The sequence below is a fragment of the Viridibacillus soli genome (assembly GCF_016612995.1).
Taxonomy (GTDB): domain Bacteria; phylum Bacillota; class Bacilli; order Bacillales_A; family Planococcaceae; genus Viridibacillus; species Viridibacillus soli.
This window is the reverse complement of sequence record NZ_JAEOAH010000003.1, coordinates 134,692-151,734: the sequence shown is the minus strand read 5'-3', so window position 1 is coordinate 151,734 and position 17,043 is coordinate 134,692. Positions and strand designations below refer to the sequence as shown.

The 17,043-nt window shown below is 33.7% G+C and carries 13 protein-coding genes and 3 pseudogenes; all 16 read left to right on the top strand.

From position 1 onward, the window contains the following. Nucleotides 1-113: 113 nt before the first annotated feature. Nucleotides 114-260 (top strand): annotated as a pseudogene (locus tag JFL43_RS02605) (UDP-N-acetylglucosamine 2-epimerase (non-hydrolyzing)); the annotation flags it as partial. Nucleotides 261-677: 417 nt separating this feature from the next. Then, nucleotides 678-836 (top strand): annotated as a pseudogene (locus tag JFL43_RS22305) (UDP-N-acetylglucosamine 2-epimerase (non-hydrolyzing)); the annotation flags it as partial. A gap of 664 nt (nt 837-1,500) precedes the next feature. Then, nucleotides 1,501-2,172 carry a hypothetical protein gene (locus JFL43_RS02600; RefSeq protein WP_200747801.1) on the top strand — a complete coding sequence of 224 codons (672 nt, stop codon included), beginning with the start codon at nt 1,501-1,503 and terminating at the stop codon, nt 2,170-2,172. Nucleotides 2,173-2,555: 383 nt separating this feature from the next. Next, nucleotides 2,556-3,149: a histidine phosphatase family protein gene (locus JFL43_RS02595; RefSeq protein ID WP_200747800.1), complete on the top strand. Its 594-nt coding sequence runs from the start codon at nt 2,556-2,558 to the stop codon at nt 3,147-3,149. A 909-nt stretch (nt 3,150-4,058) separates the two neighbouring features. Further along, complete coding sequence (locus JFL43_RS02590) at nt 4,059-5,096, top strand: hypothetical protein (protein ID WP_200747799.1); 1,038 nt, start codon at nt 4,059-4,061, stop codon at nt 5,094-5,096. 302 nt (nt 5,097-5,398) lie between these two features. Next, complete coding sequence (locus JFL43_RS02585; RefSeq protein ID WP_100797366.1) at nt 5,399-5,701, top strand: DUF3784 domain-containing protein; 303 nt, start codon at nt 5,399-5,401, stop codon at nt 5,699-5,701. A gap of 160 nt (nt 5,702-5,861) precedes the next feature. Next, complete coding sequence (locus JFL43_RS02580; RefSeq protein ID WP_200747798.1) at nt 5,862-7,418, top strand: spore germination protein; 1,557 nt, start codon at nt 5,862-5,864, stop codon at nt 7,416-7,418. Nucleotides 7,419-7,459: 41 nt separating this feature from the next. Further along, nucleotides 7,460-8,656, top strand: coding sequence for a Ger(x)C family spore germination protein (locus tag JFL43_RS02575; protein WP_200747797.1), 1,197 nt, complete (start codon nt 7,460-7,462; stop codon nt 8,654-8,656). A 6-nt stretch (nt 8,657-8,662) separates the two neighbouring features. Further along, nucleotides 8,663-8,896 (top strand): hypothetical protein, encoded by a 234-nt coding sequence (locus JFL43_RS02570; protein WP_200747796.1) that lies wholly within the window; start codon nt 8,663-8,665, stop codon nt 8,894-8,896. A 68-nt stretch (nt 8,897-8,964) separates the two neighbouring features. Further along, on the top strand, nt 8,965-10,059 hold the full coding sequence (locus JFL43_RS02565) for a GerAB/ArcD/ProY family transporter (RefSeq protein WP_200747795.1): 1,095 nt from the start codon (nt 8,965-8,967) through the stop codon (nt 10,057-10,059). Nucleotides 10,060-10,509: 450 nt separating this feature from the next. Further along, a complete protein-coding gene (locus tag JFL43_RS02560; RefSeq protein ID WP_200747794.1) occupies nt 10,510-11,424 on the top strand; it encodes a metal ABC transporter solute-binding protein, Zn/Mn family in 915 nt (304 codons plus the stop codon). Between the two features lie 12 nt (nt 11,425-11,436). Next, nucleotides 11,437-12,210: a metal ABC transporter ATP-binding protein gene (locus JFL43_RS02555; RefSeq protein ID WP_100797360.1), complete on the top strand. Its 774-nt coding sequence runs from the start codon at nt 11,437-11,439 to the stop codon at nt 12,208-12,210. Continuing rightward, on the top strand, nt 12,197-13,087 hold the full coding sequence (locus JFL43_RS02550; protein ID WP_200747793.1) for a metal ABC transporter permease: 891 nt from the start codon (nt 12,197-12,199) through the stop codon (nt 13,085-13,087). Before JFL43_RS02555 ends, JFL43_RS02550 begins: the two co-directional genes overlap by 14 nt. Continuing rightward, nucleotides 13,084-13,965: a metal ABC transporter permease gene (locus JFL43_RS02545; protein WP_234447566.1), complete on the top strand. Its 882-nt coding sequence runs from the start codon at nt 13,084-13,086 to the stop codon at nt 13,963-13,965. The genes JFL43_RS02550 and JFL43_RS02545 overlap by 4 nt, the downstream gene beginning before the upstream one ends. A gap of 873 nt (nt 13,966-14,838) precedes the next feature. Continuing rightward, entirely contained in the window at nt 14,839-16,536 is a 1,698-nt protein-coding gene (locus tag JFL43_RS02540; RefSeq protein WP_234447565.1) for a M3 family oligoendopeptidase, read from the top strand. A gap of 159 nt (nt 16,537-16,695) precedes the next feature. Further along, nucleotides 16,696-16,930, top strand: a pseudogene (locus tag JFL43_RS23350) (IS1595 family transposase); the annotation flags it as partial. Between the last annotated feature and the right edge of the window lie 113 nt (nt 16,931-17,043).

Genomic DNA, 17,043 nt, shown 5'->3' with positions numbered 1-17,043 from the left:
TTGCCCACGGAAAGCGAGCATCTCGTAGTGGAAATCAACCTACCACTTTAATAGTACTGGTTAAAATTAGTTAATCAACATACCTGATATTTTAACAAAGGTGAGGGTGTTAGATGGCTAATCTAAGTGAATTGAAAGTAATGACTATATTTGGGGATAGTAAGGAAGCTATTAAGATGGCAACATTAGTGCTTGAATTGGTAAGACATGAAGATGAAATTGAGTCAATTGTAACAGTAACGGCTCAGCATAGAAGTGTTAGACTTGAGGAGTATTGGTGTGAAACCAACATAAAAAAACACCTGATGACATTGGGTGTTTTTCACAATAATAATTAAATAGATTTAAAGAATTTAGCAAACTTAGTGCATATTCAAATCCTTAGTATTTAGGACCTATTCTTCCACCCTTTGTTAACCAAGTCCAACATATTCCAAAAAACCTCACCTTTTTTTGGAATATATAAGGAAGGCCAATAAACGACCAATATAAAAAAGCAAGAACCAACAAACCAGTCAATATACTGTTCATCTGTGTAGCAATAAAAAAACTAAGAAAGTTAATAAAAGCAAATAGTACAATTATTCTCTTGTAAGCTATCAAGAATCTCCCCTCCTATTAATACAATCATACATTAATGGAGGATCAAGTGCTAGCTGCATACATCCACAATTTGCATCATGAAGAATCGCCAAATATTAGTAGTTGTTACGACTCGTGCACTTGATGGATCAAATGACGTATGGAAGGAAGAAAAAAAACTAGATGTAGTTCTAGTACTCCGGGATACTTCAACAACTTTTGTTGCAAGTCTCGCAGCATTTTATAACCAGATATATAGTAATGATTTTATTGAAAACTCTATAGAGATGGAAATGTCATCAATAAATAGTGCATATATTGATAGGTACAGTTGAATAAGTAATAGGTATTGGTGATTAACTGTCAAAGAAAATGATATTGATGATAATTCTTAAGAGATCGAATACCAATTGTTTGTAAGGCAAAATTAGATTGGTCAAAGAAACATGGTGAAATAATTTAAAAATAATAATAGACCATCTTAAAAGTTAACTTTTGCAGATGGTCTATTTGTTTTAGGATGAAATTTATAGAATTGACTTTAATTAATGGATAGTCAGTAAATCCAAAGAGTGAGCGATTTTTTTATCCGTAGACTATGTTTAATGAGGTGTATAACAGCAAATCTTCTTTACTTAAATTCTCTGGTTAGGCCTAATTAATAACATTAGATTTGCATTCAATTATCCCCGTGTTTATGAGCTGCTTTTTTCAATTTTGACTTTTATTCTTGCTTGAAAATTACCCCTAATATACTTACTAATGTACCCCGTAGAGAATCTTACAATGGATTCTCTTTTTTCTTTTCTATTAAAAATTAGCCAAAAAGAGAATGAAAACCCAATATGCTGAATAGTATTTCTAATAACTAATAAAATCGTTGTCTTGAACAAATAACTTTTATAAGGTGGGAAGCTAATGAAAATAGTACTTCTATTTGTATTCAGTGTTGTCAGTTTCTTCTTATCATTTTCAATGGTAACTTTTGAAACGAAGGGACTTTGTCTAGTCTTATCAATTACTCTATTTGTATGGAGTTCTATTGAGAGGAAGATGGAGAAGGAGCGAATTAATGCTGAAATGAAAAGGAAAAGTGAAGAGTTGTTACAAGCAATTCCACATACTCAATTTACACTAGCTCCTGATTATTTAAGTGCATTGTTATTAGATGAGAGAACAAATACCGTCTATGTTGCCTATAGAGAAGAGTTAGACTCTGGATTTGAGCGGAAAGAATATCAATTCAGTGAAATTTTCGAAGCAGCCATTGTAGAAGATGAAGATATTTTATCTTTCAGTTCTACAGGAGGGGGATCATTACTTGGTGGGGGAGCAAGTTCAAGAGATGCAGAAGATGATCCAGATGATGATTCTGAAGAAGTAGTCTCTAAACTGAGTATAAAAATGGTAGTAAATGATTTAACAAATCCCATTTTAGAATTTGTATTTATGGAAAACAGTACGCATCTATCTAAAGAAACGGATCAATATAAGGAAATCTCTAAGTTATGCAAACAATGGTATCAAAAGATCAGTATAATCATTAAACGTTATGAAAAAGAAACGGTACCAATTAATCGGTGGAATTAAGTGATTTGCCTGTTTGTTTCATTAGAGAATTCCAGATAGCCATCCATTAACTGATATGGAATTGTCCAGAAACGCAGGCGTTAAATGGAATCGAAGTGGTTAATGAATGATGTGAATAAAAGGATAGATGTCATAGTAACAACACACAAAATTAAAGGTTATTCATGTGTTGATATGATAGTAGAATTCGCGAGGCTGATTAGTAAGTATGATCTATAATACTTTTAAAATCCCTTTGTTTTCATGGGCTATTAGCCATCTTACTACCTTTTACTTGTGAGGGAAGGTATTTGTTCCAAAACCAAACAAAGTAACATCCCAATGTAACCTACCCTTTTCGTCGGATCTATTGACTTAAATCTATTTTATAGGGGGAATAATATATGAAACTATTGATAATTAGACATGGAGAATCTCAAGCAGATCTTCTTGGAGTCCATGAAGGAAGAACAGATTTTGAACTAACTGAAGCAGGACAACAACAGGCAATATTGTTATCAGAATGGATAAATAATCATTATAATTTAGATAAAATATATAGTAGCTCATTGAAAAGGGCAGTTCAAACAGCCTTATTATTAGGTAATAAACAGCAAATTGAAATCGTTTATGAGGATGATTTAATGGAATGGAATAATGGATTGATTGCTGGAATGACAAGAGAAGCAGCAGCAAATCAGTATCCAAAGATTGATGGTCTAGCACCTCATGAAGCTGCTTATGAACAAGAGTCTGTACTAGATTTTAGATTTAGAGCGGAAAGGATACTTTCTAAAATCGTTTCTGAAAATACGGATGAAGCTACCATTGCTATTGTAAGCCATGGTGGAATGATTAACCAATTATATCAAGCATTTTTAAAGCTACCATACGATACGGATGTGATCATTCATAGTGGAGATACTAGCATACATGAATGGTTCATAGAAGATAATTATAGACATATATTATTTTCGAATCGCTTAGATCATTTATAAGAGGAAGATTTAAATCAATTAGTAATGTGTAGTGCTGGCGAGATATCGTCAGTTTTTTTAGATATTTAAATAAATGTTTGTGTAACAAGTGTCCAAACTTTTCGGCATAACTCGGATCTTTGCTTCATTTAGTGAAAGCTTTGAAGTAATATGAAATCGCTTAATATATGATACAAATTCAAGTAGCATTGCTAAATAACGATATACCCGATATGGCGGGAATAGAATAATAAAGTGAAGAAAGCTATTCCTGCTTATGATGTTAGTCAAATAGATTTCATATGAATAATACTAGGGGTTTCAAGACAAATAAAAGTAAACGTACCTATATTTCTATTATAAGATAAGTAACTCCGCTTGACATCACTGAATTTTTAAAACTTTGAAACAATTAAAAATACATAATAGTCATTTTCAAGCTGTATATGGCATATCAATTAAGTCTAGGGTACATATTAATGTCCATACACTTTCTTCATTAATATGGGACTCTAAATTTAGTAAGATGCGTCATGGTTTAGGCAATTATTTCTTTAGAAAATCAGGCGTGTTGATTAACCAATATTAACTTTAACCATTACCAATAAAGTGTTAGGTTGATTTCCGCTACGGGATGCTCGCTTTCCGCGGGCAAGCACCGAGCCGCTTCCTTCGCTACGCTCCGTGCAGGGTCTCGGTTCGCTTGCATTTCCCGCAGGAGTCGAGCACCCTCCGCTACAATCAACTAAAAAATGTGTAGTAACATACGTTAATATCGAACATAAAAACCATTTCAACGGTAATTAATAACCCAATATTTTCCTAATAAACACATCTGTTAGAGAATAAAACTATTATTATTTCAATATCAGTAAAAGCTGTCCTGTTGACTGTAGATTGTAGAATTAAAAATTAATAGGGGGTAGTTATTTGAAAAAGGCCATGCTCATCATCGTACTATTTATCGTATCACTTATAATTTTTGCACCAACGGAAATTTCAGCAGCGACTAAGGAATTTTATATTGCAAAAGATAGTGATCATGTATCGAGTGGTATCTACTTCGCCGACCCTAATGAGCAAGCAAATCCGCTTGTTACGTTCAATCTTTTTAACACTAATAATAAAGTGAAGAAAACACTTAGATTGAAGGATCTTACGGCTCAGTATAAAATAGCTTCAAATGTTGGAAACCCTATACATGATTATAATAGTTCAATCTTTACACTTCAAAATGTGGAATCTACTGTATACTTTACATTGCCCGTCTTTCGTACTGAAAGTTTCTTTGGACCAGCAGAAGGATACGCTTTAAACTTATATGAAATGACAGAAAACGGGGACAAAAAGTTAGTTATGAACGATTATATTCCATCCAATACTGTCACACCGTTTACTATAATAGGTTCTAACTTATTTTATGTTTCTTATAATAAACAGTCGATGAGCGAATATGATTTTAAAGTATATGATTTGCAGTCAAAAGAGCAAAAGACATTACAGAAATCAGTAGATAGCTTTTGGCTTCAAGAGGATTTGATATATTTCACAAGTGATGGGATGCTTTATTCAATGAATCAAGATGGCGGGGATGTTAAACAATTCAAATCCATTAATTACTTATACAATGCCTTAGGTTTTGAGGCGAAAAGTTTCGGTGTCACCATAAATGGTGTCCTCATTCATTATAATAGTAGAAAAGGAAGTTATTATTATTTAGATACGATGAGCGGTAAGAGCTATAAGTTCCCAAGCATCAATTTTTATGAGGGAAATCAATATATTGACTATCCATCTCGAAGTATTATCTATACGGACAAAAAAGGCTTAAAAATATACGATGGAAAAACGAAAAAAACGATATTGATTAAAAAAACAGATGCAGTTGCCTACATTCATCAGGTGAATATGGAAACTAGAAAAATTCAATATGTAAACGATAGTCATTTGTATGAAATCGAATTTTAAATGAATATGTTAGATGGCTAATTATCATAAAACCACAAGCAGCTTGTAAAAAGTTGCTTGTGGTTTTATTTTTTGTCTTTCTTAATGCTTGGATTGTTGAGATTTTATTAAGATTGGGTTTTTACTGGGCTATCACTGTGAAACTCATAATACACTAAAAGTAAAAAGAAGGTGGTGAATAGGAGGAATACGATACAGCATTTTCCGATTTCGTAAATTCATAATTTATTATTGTAAATTAGACAATTTACATGCATAGATTTTGAATAATGAAATAAAATATGCACTAAGGAGGAGAAAACTTGGTACTGTTAATCGACATATTGATTACAAGTTTGATCAGTCTTAGTATTGCGGCCTTGGGTATCTTTATTTACAAAACGGAAGACGTTGAATTAGTTGCCGGTTACAACGAACAAAAATTCAAAGGTGATAAAGCGAAGTTTGCAAAAAATAATGGACTATTTTGTATAGCTTTAGCAATTCTGCTTTTTCTAACGCCATTTTTGAAACATTTACAAATGGTCTTTGTTAATTCAATTACGCTAATAATGATTATGTTATTCATCATTTTAGTTTTGTATACGAGTAAACAGCACAAGTAAATAGGATAAAACCCATTTTCGCCCTAGAAGTTAGGAATAAAATGGGTTTTTGTTTTTTGTAACAAATCTTTAATTTTATAGCACATTATGTATAAAGGACTGCTAAGCAAGTACATACTTTTGCTAAGATAAAAGTCTAATCGGAGGAGGGGAATTCACTATGAGCTTTTCAGAAAAAAATACTACTAATTCTCCTGATTCAGAAAATAAGGATTCTCAAAAACTAATCCTTACACGACTTTCAGAAAATATCAAAAAGATAAAAGAAGTCCTTGGAAATAGCACTGATATCATTATACGTGAGGTTGGAATTGGGAAATCTAAAAAGCAACGTATTGCAATTATTTATACTGACGGACTAGCTGATAAAACGGCTATTACAGATTTTATAATGGAATCTCTAATGCTTGACTTAGATGCTACTCTCGACACTCACTCGGAAGATGTTATCCAATATCTAAAGGATTTTTGTCTTACAGTGGGTGATGTTAATGATATTGCTGATTTTCAAACATTATTTCGTTCTATCCTAAATGGAGAAACAGTCATACTGCTAGATGGTCAACCTAAAGGTATTTCCGCAAGTACTAAAAGTGCAAAGGATCGAGCGGTATCTCAGCCTACTACAGAATCAGTTGTCAAAGGACCTCAGGAGTCATTTACAGAAACTCTTCGTACGAATACGGCTTTGATTCGCCGCAAAATTAAAAGTCCAAATCTTTGGCTAAAATCAAGGGTTATTGGAAAAGTAACACAAACAGATGTTGCTGTAATGTATATAAATGGAATTGCAAACGATAAAATAGTTAAAGAGGTATTTACTCGTTTAGATCGTATTGACATCGATGGAATTCTTGAGAGTGGTTATATAGAAGAGTTGATTCAAGATTCAAAATACACACTTTTCCCTACCGTTTATAACTCAGAGCGTCCAGATGTCATTGCAGCAGAGCTATTAGAGGGGAAAATAGCTATCCTAGTAGATGGCACTCCGTTTGTTCTTATTGTGCCTGCAATACTTACATCTTTTTTACAATCTGCAGAGGATTATTATCAACGCTCAATTGTTAGCAGTCTTATACGTATTTTAAGGCTTGGGGGAATAAGTGCTGCTTTAATAGCTCCTTCGCTTTTTATTGCAATAACTACCTTTCACCAAGAAATGCTGCCGACACCTATGCTAATTAGTATTGCTTCCCAACGAGAAGGGGTACCGTTTCCAGCATTTGTTGAAGCTATTATTATGGAGGTTGCCTTTGAAATATTAAGAGAAGCTGGGCTCCGAATGCCAAGGACGATAGGACCAGCAGTGTCGATTGTAGGTACATTAGTTATCGGACAAGCAGCGGTAGAAGCGGGGGTTGTGTCAGCGGTAATGGTTATTATTGTGTCAATAACAGCTATATGTAGCTTCCTTTTTCCAGCATATGAAATGTCCAGCACAATTCGTGTATTGCGATTTCCTTTAATGGTATTATCTGCTGCGTTTGGTCTATTTGGAGTCTTTATGGGTACGATGGCCATAATCCTTCATTTATGTAGTCTTCGCTCTTTTGGAGTACCTTATATGACTCCTTTTGCACCATTAGTCCCAGAGGATCAAAAGGATGCGATTTTACTGTTTCCACGGAGTTCCTTATTAACTCGACCTCGTTTAATCAATCAAATTAATACTAAAAGAGGAAGTAATCCTTCAAAGAATGATGCAAATAATTAACAATATTAGTATGTAAAATAGTAATGATGGAGGTGACCGACATGAAAAGAATAACAATAATTATATTCCTTCTCTCGCTCACTCTATTATTGAATGGCTGTTGGAGCAAACGTGAATTAAATGAATTAGCTATTGTTATGGCATTGGGAATTGATAAAACAGACGATGAATTTGAGGTAACAATGCAAATTGTTAACCCTAGTGAAATATCTTCAAAACAACCGAGTGGTAAGAATTCTCCTGTTGTCTCTTACCATGCAAAGGGTAAATCATTATTCGAAGCTCTACGGAGAACGACTGCATTAACGCCTAGGAAACCCTATTTCTCCCATCTTCAAATGCTAGTAATAGGAGAAGAATTGGCAGCTGATGGGATTAATCAATCTTTGGATTTCCTAGCAAGAGATCATGAAGTTCGAAATGACTTTTACATTGTCGTAGCCGATCAATCAACTGCAAAAGAGGTATTGAATGTTTTAACACCTATAGAAAAGGTACCTGCTAACAAGTTGAAGAATTCTAATGAAGGTTCTCAAAAATCATGGGCATCTACTTCAACCATTCAATTAGATAAATTAATAAACAATCTTAGTAGTGATGGAAAGAGTACAGTATTGTCAACAATTGAAATAGTGGGCGACAAAAAATTAGGTATTGACCCAACAAATGTAGAAAGAATTGAAACACCCGTGATACTGGTATATACAGGATTATCAGTATTCAAAGAGGATAAGTTAGTAGGGCAATTAAATGAAGAAGAAAGCCAAGGTTATAATTTCATACAGGATGAGCTAAAAAGTACAATAGAAATCATGTCTTGCCCAAAAGGTGGGAATTTATCAACAGAAATAATTAAATCAAAAACAAAAGTAAAAGGAAAAATAATAAATGGGACCCCTTCAATTGATGTCACTATCAATGTAGATCAAAATGTTGGTGAAGTTGAATGCGATATCGATTTATCTAAAATCAAGACGATTCATATGATAAATAAAAGTACAAGTAAATTAATTAAGGACAAAATAAAAAAATCACTTGATAGCATTCAAAAGAAATATCAAGCTGACGTGGTAGGATTTGGTGAAGCTATTCATCGTGCTGATCCAAAAGAATGGAAGAAGATAAAGGGGAACTGGGAATCACTATTTCCTGAGTTGAAGGTTAATGTAAAAGTAAATGTCAATACACGTGGATTAGGTACTGTGCAAAACTCATTGCTATATAAGACAAAGGAGTAATCTCATATGCTTCCAACAATAGGGATATTAGTTATTTCTACGGCCATTTCGCTATTTGAAATGCCAAATTTATTGAAAAATAATAAAACAAAGGAATTATGGGTTTTTATAATATTACTACTTATTGGTACAAGCTTGAGTATAGCATTATGTTTAAAAGTTAATCTGCCTAATCCACTGGATTGGATAACCTTTATTTTTAAACCATTTAGTGATTTTATTATGACAACATTAAAGTAGAACAGCAATTTTGACGACATCTTCGAAATGTTAAAAAATAATTCAACAGTAAAAGAGGCAAGAAAACTGTGGATAAACAAATGATTAGTGTACGCCAATTAACTATAATTGTCATGTTTTTTTCTATAGGTACAGCTATATTAATTGTGCCAGCAAGTATTTCACAAGAGATTAAACAAGATGCATGGATAGCCACTTTTTTAGGTGTAATATTAAGCTTATTAGTTGTGAAACTATTTATCATAGTAGGGAATATTACGACTAACCTAACTTTAGTGGAAGCCTTTGAAAATATTTTAGGCAAATATGTGGGTAAACTTATTTCTATTGCCTTCGTATTATTTACCTTTTTTGCTGCTGGAGAACTACTTTATTATTTAGGGGATTTCATGCAGTCTGCTGTTATGCCTGAAACACCTATAGTCGCTTTTGGAATAATGTTTATGCTCGTTATTTGTTATGGCGTTTATTTAGGGATAGAAACATTTGCACGTTCTGCAGAAATACTGTTCCCTATATTTGTTCTAATATTTGTTCTATTTGTCATTTTCATATCTCCTCAAATAGACATAAAAAATATACAACCTATATTAGAAAGTAGAACTAAACCATTGATACATAGCATATTGCTTTTTACAAGTATATTTTCCTTCCCTTTAGTTGTTATGTTGATGATTTTTCCTGCTTCCGTAAATATTCATAAATCAGCATCAAAAGGAATCTATATAGGTATAATAGCTGGGGGGATTGTATTAGTTTCAATGATTACTTTAGCTATCTTAGTCCTCGGAGCCCCGAATGCCTCACAAATGTCCTACCCCAGCTATGCAATGGCTCAGAGAATTTCTATAGGGAATATTCTTGAGCGTATTGAGATCATAATGGCCTTTTTATGGATTACTACAATTTACATTAGAACGTTCATGTATTTTTATGCATCAGTTCTGGGTTTATCTCAAATACTCAAGATTAAAGATTATCGACCTCTTGTCTTACCAATGGGGATGATTTTAATTGCCATTTCTCTAATTGTACATCCTAACATAATTCATTCAAATACATTTAATAATGAGATTTGGTTACCATATTCATCTGTTTTTGCAATCTTACTTCCACTATTATTAGTAGTTGTTGCAAAATTCCGGAAGATAAAGAGTGAGTGATTGGACGATTGCACAGAGATTTATATAAAAAAATAGTTGGAGTAGAAGTTCCCAACAAACATCAAAAATCATTTGGAGAATATGCAATATATTTGTATGAAGGAGTATTTTAGTTGAATTTATTTTACCTAGCATCAATACAATTGACTAACAATAATAAGAAAACCACAAGCAGCTTATAAAATTTGCTTGTGGTTTTTATTTATTCCTTTCAACGCGATTCACTGTACTATTTGCAAGTTTGTTCACGCTTTTATAAAAAAAAAATTAAAAATTTTTCCAATTATTTGTTGACAGAAAAATAGAATATCTATAGACTATAGTAAAGTTTCCTTAAGGAAAGAAAATTCATGAATAGAATAAAAATTTATAAATGGAATAAAAAATTTTTTTGCGTCAAAAGTTTCCTTTGTGAAATAAATTTGGATTGGTGAAAAAGGAGAGAAGTGGATGAAAAAGTTAGTTGTTTTTATGGTTGCAATTATGCTTCTAGCAGGTTGTACTGTCAAACAGAAGAGTGAAAATGATAAACCAGTTGTTGTGACAACAATCGGTCAAATTGCAGATGCGGTTTCTGCCATTGCTGGAGATTATGTGGAAGTAAAGGCATTGATGGGACCAGGAGTCGATCCACATTTATATAAGGCGACACAAGGGGATTTAAGTAAATTAGAAAGTGCAGATGTTATTTTTTATAGTGGGCTTCACCTTGAGGGGAAGATGCTTGATGTTTTCGAGAAAATGAAAGAAAGCGGTAAATCTGTTGCAGCAATTAGTGAATCCATTGATGAAAGTGAGTTGTTAGGTAATGAAATGGATGCAAATTTATATGACCCGCACGTATGGTTTGATATCAATATTTGGAAAACTGCTGTTCATCAAATCACTGAAACGTTAAGTGATAAATATCCGGAAAATAAGAAAGAATTTAACAAGAATGAAGCCATCTATTTTAAAGAATTAGATGATCTATCTGCTTATGCACAACAACGAATAGGAGAAATTCCAGCAAGTGGGCGTGTATTGGTAACGGCACATGATGCATTTAACTATTTTGGACGCAGTTTGAACATAGAGGTGCGTGGTTTACAAGGGTTAAGTACGGAGTCTGAATATGGGTTAAAAGATGTGCAAGAGGTTGTTGACTTTTTAGTGGGGAACAATATTAAAGCAGTATTCATTGAATCAAGCGTGTCTGATAAAGCAATGAAAGCAGTAATTGATGGAGCTAAAGAAAAAGACCAAGATGTGAAAATAGGAGGGGAAATATTTTCAGATGCTATGGGAAAAGAAGGCACGAAAGAAGGAACATATATCGGAATGTACAAACACAATGTAGATACAATTGTGAATGCATTGAAATAGGAGGCGTATGAAATGAATGCAATTGAAGTAAGTCAATTAACTGTGGCATATGAAAATACTACTGTTTTACATGATATTAATTTACATGTACCAGTTGGTAAATTAACGGGGATTATCGGACCAAATGGTGCCGGTAAGTCTACGTTAATCAAAGCAATATTAAATCAGCTTCCAAATAAAACAGGTAAAGTGGAAATTCTAGGGCAAGCTTTAAATCCTAAAAATAATCTTGTTGGTTATGTTCCACAACGAAATGCAGTGGATTGGGATTTTCCAACAAATGCATTAGATGTTGTATTAATGGGGCGTTTTGGCCATATAGGGTTATTCCATAGACCCTCTGCCAAAGATCGTGAAAAGGCATTGAATTGTCTTAAAAGCGTTGGTATGGAGGAATTTGCAAACCGTTCCATCGGTCAATTATCGGGTGGTCAACAACAACGTGTTTTTTTAGCCCGAGCACTTGCGCAAGAAGCAGAAGTTTATTTTATGGATGAACCATTTGTAGGGGTAGATGCAGCAACTGAACGTACGATTATCAATATATTAAAACAATTAAAAGAAAAAGGGAAAACAGTATTGGTCGTGCATCATGATTTACAAACGGTGAGAGATTATTTCGACTGGACTGTTTTATTAAATAAAACAATTATTTCTTCAGGCCCAACTAATATTACTTTTACAGAAGAGAAATTACAACAAACTTATGGTGGAAAGCTATTTTTCATGAATGAAAAAAATAATAAAGCCGTTACTGAAAGGGGATCATTGAGTGCTATCAGGTAATCTGTTATGGGTATTAGTTGGTGCATCATTATTAGGAATTGCATCAGGATTAAACGGGGCGTTTGCTTTTCTTCAAAAGCAAAGTCTTGTAGGGGATGCAGCTGCCCATTCAGCACTCCCAGGAATTGCGATTGCCTTTTTAATTTTTCAACAGAAAGATTTACCGCTTTTAATGCTCGGTGCAATTATAACCGCTACTTTGTCTGTTTACTTGATTCAAGGAATTATTAATCGTTCAAAGTTGAAGTCCGATGCCGCCATAGGTATAGTACTATCTGTATTTTTTGGAATTGGAATTGTATTACTAACAATTGTAAATCAAAGTAGTTCAGGCAATCAAAGTGGCTTAAATGATTTTATCTTTGGTAAAGCAGCAACAATGGCAAGAAGTGATTTAGTTTGGTTATCAGGAAGCGTAACGTTAATCATTACAACTTGCTTAGTTTTTTATAAAGAATGGAAATTGATGATATTTGATGCGACATTTGCAAAAGGTATAGGCTTACCAGTAGAACGGTTAAGATTATTACTAACAGCAATGACTGTTTTAACGATTGTAACAGGTATCCAGGCAGTCGGTGTTATATTGATGTCGGCCATGTTAATCATACCAGCGGCTACTGCTAGAATGTGGTCTGATAAATTAAACATTATGATAATCATGAGTGCCTTATTCGGTGCTTTTTCTGGAGCATGTGGAACTTTGATTAGCTCATTGAAAACAGGTTTATCAACTGGTCCCATCATTGTCTTAACGGCATCTTCCTTATTTTTAGTTTCCTATTTCTTCTCACCAAAACAAGGGCTATTAGTAAAAATACGACAAAGACGCCAACTCGAGAAGCAGGCATTGGAACAGGAGGTGCAAGGATCTTGAATGAAATTTGGGTATTAGTGACAGGCTCTTTAGTCGGGATTACTTGTGGTTTAACTGGTGTCTTTTTAATTTTACGTAAAATGGCTATGATTGCAGATGCGATTAGTCATACGGTTCTATTTGGTATTGTTATGGCCTTCATTGTTACACAGACATTAAATGGGGTTTGGATGATGATCGGTGCAGGTATAGCAGGAATTTTAACAGCTTATTTAGTGCAAGTCCTCCAATCAAATGGTCTGCAGGAAGATGCTTCAATTGGCGTTGTGTTTACAACATTATTTGCAGCAGGAGTATTACTCATCACACTTTTTGCAGGTAACGTACATTTAGATGTAGAGCATGTATTGATGGGGGAAATTGCCTTTGTTCCTTGGAATACATGGACATTCGTGGGTATCACAATGCCAAAAGCTGTATGGATGTTGCTTTTTGTGTTGTTATTAAATATCTTATTCCTGGTAGTATTTTATAAGGAATTAAAGATTTCTACGTTTGATCCGGTTTTTGCGATGTCACTCGGTTTACCATTAGTTTTTCTTCACTATGCATTTATGACGTTGGTATCGTTTACTACAGTAGCTGCATTTGACAGTGTAGGAGCGGTATTAGTTGTTGCCATGTTAATCGTACCAGCTTCAACAGGTTATTTACTAAGTAAATCCATTAAAGTTATGCTCATTTCAAGTATGGCAGTTGGGATTATGTCTGCAATTGGTGGCTATTATTTTGCGAAACTTTTTGATACATCTATTGCGGGGATGATGGCTACAACAGCAGGTCTTATCTTCATGCTAGTCTTCTTATTTAGACCATATGAAGGGCTGTTAGTAAAAAAGAGGAAATTAACGAATATACATGAAATTGTTGTGAAATGATAAATTGAGTAAGTACCTTTAAAACCAATAACCTCGAATAACGGACAGCAAAAACTGTTTGAATTCGGGGTTATTTTTAAATTATGTAAAACTTAAGTGTTTGTAATATGTGAGGATAACAGTAATTATTTAATAAAATAGTACGAGTGTTGATTAACCAAAATTATACAGTCGCCATTTGATTCATTTGCCGATAAAATACAAGGATGTCCTTCACACCAAGTTGCCATTCAAATGGTCCAGCACAAAAAAAGGTGGCTAACACCTGCGAATGATAAAGGTTTGATGTTCCTTTTCTTTCTTCCTTCCTTGCACATGAAGAAATTTCAGTAAAACGCATTCAATCAGTGCTGCGAATAGCTGATGGATTACCGCATTTTTCGTCCTGCCAAATAACAATGTGCATATTTAGGTTTTGCTTGACCCAGCGGAAAAATGATTCAATTGCCAAACGAAATCAATACATGTTGGAAATTTTTCGAACTTTAACTTTTAAGCGCTAAACAAAATATTGTTTTTTTTAACAATCAACAATAACAAGTCCTGTGCTAGCTCCAACATTGGCTAAGTGACGTAAACTTATTTGTCGCAGCGCCAATTAAATAAGAAATGAGCGAAGGTACTGTATATTTTTTAGCTGTATATAAATGATGAAATTCCGCTAAAAATACTTGAGCTCATCTTCTGAATGAAAGTTTTGAATCATCATATAGGGCGTGGTATGCTTGTTCATGAGAGATTCCTCGTGTCGTAATGTCTGTGTGGTAACTTACATTTTACATGAGAAATCTCTCATTTTATTGGGGGAATTAGATAATCAACAGACGTGTCAAATTATCTAAGAATAAGGGAATTTAGTTTAGGGGGATGTTAATGTCTGATATTTCAGGATTTCCAAAGCGCAGTAGGATAAATAATTATTATGATACAAAAAAATTGGAGGATAAACTTCAAATACTTCTTCAACAAGATATTTGTTCTGTTTCTGAATTAGATAGTTGGCTAGCTGAGGAACGTTTATTATTTGCTGAAGTTGAAGAACTAATAACTAGTCATCAAATCAATTTTTATAGGGATATTAAAAACACAAATAAACGTGACGTGTATTTGTATTTCCAAACCAATATTCAGCCACTTCTTACAAAATATAATGCAGAATTTGATAAGAAATTTAGCAATTGTCCGTTCTCAAAACTGTTGGAAGAAGAAAAGTATGGTTATATGCGTAAAGTAAGGTTAGAAAAGAGTAAGATGTTTAATGAAAAAAACATCCCTCTTAATGTGAGAGAAAATGAATTAATAACCAAATACAGAGAAATTTTGGCTGGAATAACGATTGAATGGGATGGAGAAACAAAATCCTATTCTTACATAAAAGCAAAGTTAGATAGTCCAAATAGACAAATTCGGGAACGAGCATGGCGCGCTTTATCTGAGTCGCATATGATTGTAAAACCTGATGTAGACGGTATTATGAATGAACTTGTAAAATTACGTCATCAAATGGCACTTAATGCTGGATTTAGCAATTATCGTGACTATGTATTTAAACTGAAAAATAGAGAACACAGTATTCAAGATTGTTATACTTTTCATGAATCTGTTGAAAGATATGCTATCCCAGTATGGAAACGTTTGGCGAGGGTCTTTGAAATAGAGCTTGGTATAGAAAAGTATCGTCCTTGGGATATTAGTCCTTGTACATTACAGAAAGCCCCATTCAATAATGTGATTGATTTATTGGATGGAGTAGAAAAAATGCTTGGTAAGACTGACCTATATTTCAAGGAGAGATTTCAGTACATTCGTAAGCAAGGATTAATTGATGTGGAGGAGCGAAAGAATAAAGCACCAGGAGCTGTTTGTTTCACCTTACCAAAAACAAGAAATGTATTCATTTATTCGAACTTTAGCCCATCGTTTAATGCTATTAATGCTCTTATCCATGAATTGGGTCATGCAATCCATTTTTATAAGCAGTTTGCTAATGAGAGTGGTGTACAAGAACAATATCTTCGTGAAGAAGTAGCTGAACTTTACTCCCATAGTTTAGAACTAATGTTGGTGGACAAACTTGAAATTTTTTACCCTGAAAAGAATGAATTTAAGAAAGCTCAGCGTGAACAAATGCATCGTGCATTTTCTATGCTAATCTCTCCACTGGCAGGAGACCTATTCCAACATTGGCTCTATACTAATCCCAACCATTCGCCCGAGGAACGGGATGCAAAATATCTAGAAATCAGCAAAAGGTTCCAATATTCATCAGTGGATATTACAGGTTTCGAGACAGAAATTGGAGCAAGCTGGATTGAGTCTTTCCACTATTTTCAATATCCTTTCTATAAAATAGAATATGCAATATCACAATTAGGAGCGTTACAACTGTTTCAAATCTATCGCGAGAATCCTGAGAAAGCTATTAATTTATATAAAGAAGGCGCAAGTATGGATTGGAATTTACCGATTGCGGACATTTATCGAAATACAGGTGTTAATTTTGACTTCTCTGAACAAACAATAAAAGACATTTCTGAGTTCATTATTAATATAATTGAAGATTTAAATTAAAAGTATATAGTCACGTAAAGCTAAAATTGAACTATAGGGTAGCTTTTCTTCAATAAAATATCAGCTATGATCTTCAACAATCGGGCGTTTATAATTTAATGAAAGAGAACACATATAAGCCATTACAATATGTGTTCTCTTATTTTTTTAGCTATGTTAAAAGTCAGAAAACGAGGCGGAGTTTCTAAAAAGCGTGTTCTTAGCAAAGAGCAAGTATACGTTTTTGTGGCAAGAGCTCGATAAAAAGGTACTTACTCAAAAAAAGTAGAACATGGTAGAATTGTTAAATAATTACTTGAGAAAGCAATTGGTTTTGAATGGTGGTTCAAATGTTCTTTGTACGGATGCTTGGAGAACCTTTATGACATATGCAATAGAAAATGGATTAGAGCATTAAAGGATTCACTGAGATGGTAAAGAGCGTGTTAAAGGTGCTTGAGAGGAAATCTTGAAAAGGTAAAATGCACATAACTACCTATCTTAAGGGTTATGTGCATTATGAATATT

Excerpts from the sequence above, each read along its gene's own strand:
- JFL43_RS02555 (WP_100797360.1), top strand. The coding sequence starts at position 11,437 with ATGAATGCAATTGAAGTAAGTCAATTAACTGTGGCATATGAAAATACT.
- JFL43_RS02580 (WP_200747798.1), top strand. The coding sequence starts at position 5,862 with ATGAGCTTTTCAGAAAAAAATACTACTAATTCTCCTGATTCAGAAAAT.
- JFL43_RS02600 (WP_200747801.1), top strand. The coding sequence starts at position 1,501 with ATGAAAATAGTACTTCTATTTGTATTCAGTGTTGTCAGTTTCTTCTTA.
- JFL43_RS02595 (WP_200747800.1), top strand. The coding sequence starts at position 2,556 with ATGAAACTATTGATAATTAGACATGGAGAATCTCAAGCAGATCTTCTT.
- JFL43_RS02570 (WP_200747796.1), top strand. The coding sequence starts at position 8,663 with ATGCTTCCAACAATAGGGATATTAGTTATTTCTACGGCCATTTCGCTA.
- JFL43_RS02575 (WP_200747797.1), top strand. The coding sequence starts at position 7,460 with ATGAAAAGAATAACAATAATTATATTCCTTCTCTCGCTCACTCTATTA.
- JFL43_RS02560 (WP_200747794.1), top strand. The coding sequence starts at position 10,510 with ATGAAAAAGTTAGTTGTTTTTATGGTTGCAATTATGCTTCTAGCAGGT.
- JFL43_RS02540 (WP_234447565.1), top strand. The coding sequence starts at position 14,839 with ATGTCTGATATTTCAGGATTTCCAAAGCGCAGTAGGATAAATAATTAT.